The organism is Succinivibrio dextrinosolvens DSM 3072 (genome assembly GCF_900167015.1).
GTDB classification, from domain to species: domain Bacteria; phylum Pseudomonadota; class Gammaproteobacteria; order Enterobacterales; family Succinivibrionaceae; genus Succinivibrio; species Succinivibrio dextrinosolvens.
This window is the reverse complement of sequence record NZ_FUXX01000101.1, coordinates 1-1,229: the sequence shown is the minus strand read 5'-3', so window position 1 is coordinate 1,229 and position 1,229 is coordinate 1. Positions and strand designations below refer to the sequence as shown.

General features: G+C 40.1%; 1 protein-coding gene. It reads right to left on the bottom strand.

Annotated features, from left to right (window positions below; genetic code table 11):
• The coding region (ltrA, locus tag B5D46_RS11985) for a group II intron reverse transcriptase/maturase (RefSeq protein ID WP_234973850.1) at positions 1-1,215 on the bottom strand (1,215 nt) is incomplete at its 3' end.
• Positions 1,216-1,229 lie beyond the last annotated feature (14 nt).

Sequence of the window (1,229 nt, the reverse complement as noted above, 5' to 3'; positions counted from 1 at the left end):
ATCCTTAGTTATGATGCGATTCGCCAACTTTGCTTTAGCCCATATTCCCAGTGAACTGTTGGCAACTGTATGACAGATGTTAGTTGAGTTTGTATTTAGTTTCCTAAAGTTCTCATCCTTCGTACTGTTTCTCTTCCAAGCCTTAAGGTAGATTGCTCTTATCTTGTGCCTGATCCAAGACTCAGTCTTTGTCATATTGGATATCGTTATGCCTAAGGCGAAGTAGTGAGCCCATCCCATTAGAAATTCGTTTGTGATTTCTTTGGTTCTTTCAATTCCTTTAGGGCATTTCTTGTTTAGAATTTTCCTAAGGTCATTTCTTAGGTCTTTCTTCGCTTTCTTATGTACGATTGGTCTGTAGCTTCTGTTTCCATTCACTTTCAGTTTGGCAAAACCAAAACCAAGGAATTTCATCGTTGAGTTAATATGACCAACTTTGGTTTTCTCTTTGTTTATGATTAGATGTAATTTCTTTTCGATAAACATAGAGATACTTTCGTATGTACGTTCTGCTGCACGCTGGCTCTTGCAGAAAATGATCACGTCGTCTGCGTATCGGCAGAATTTGTGACCTCTTTTCTCAAGTTCCTTGTCGAGTAAATCAAGTATGATGTTTGCGAGTACTGGACTGCAAGGAGCACCTTGCGTCAAACCTTTTGAGGGCTTTATTAGTTCCATCCCGTCAATAATTTCTGTTTTGAGAATTTTATTGATTAGCTTTAGAACTCTTTTGTCCTTTATTCGGTTTGATAGTACTTGTAACAGGAATTCATGATTCACCATATCAAAGAACGATTTTAGATCGAGATCAATTACATATGTGTATCCCATGTTGAGGAAAGCTGTAGCGGTTTTCACTGCATCGTGGGCACTTCTGCTCGGTCTAAATCCGTAGCTTCCGTTAGAGAACGAACTATCGTACATTTCGTTCAGGGCGATGGCTATCGCTTGTTGAACCACTCTATCAATTACAGACGGGATACCCAGCGGGCGCTGTTTGCCATCTGCTTTAGGGGTGTATACCCTTCTGATGGGGCTGAATCGATATGATTCACTCATGATTTCGTTAGTAAGCTGATTTGGGTGCGCATATATCCAAGGGATAATTTCATCTACGGTCATCCCGTCTATCCCTGGTGCTCCCTTATTTCTGATAACCTGATTTAATGCTTGTTTCAGGTTCTCTTTGGAGAAGATGCTTTCTAGCGTAATCATTCTGTTGTAGTTAT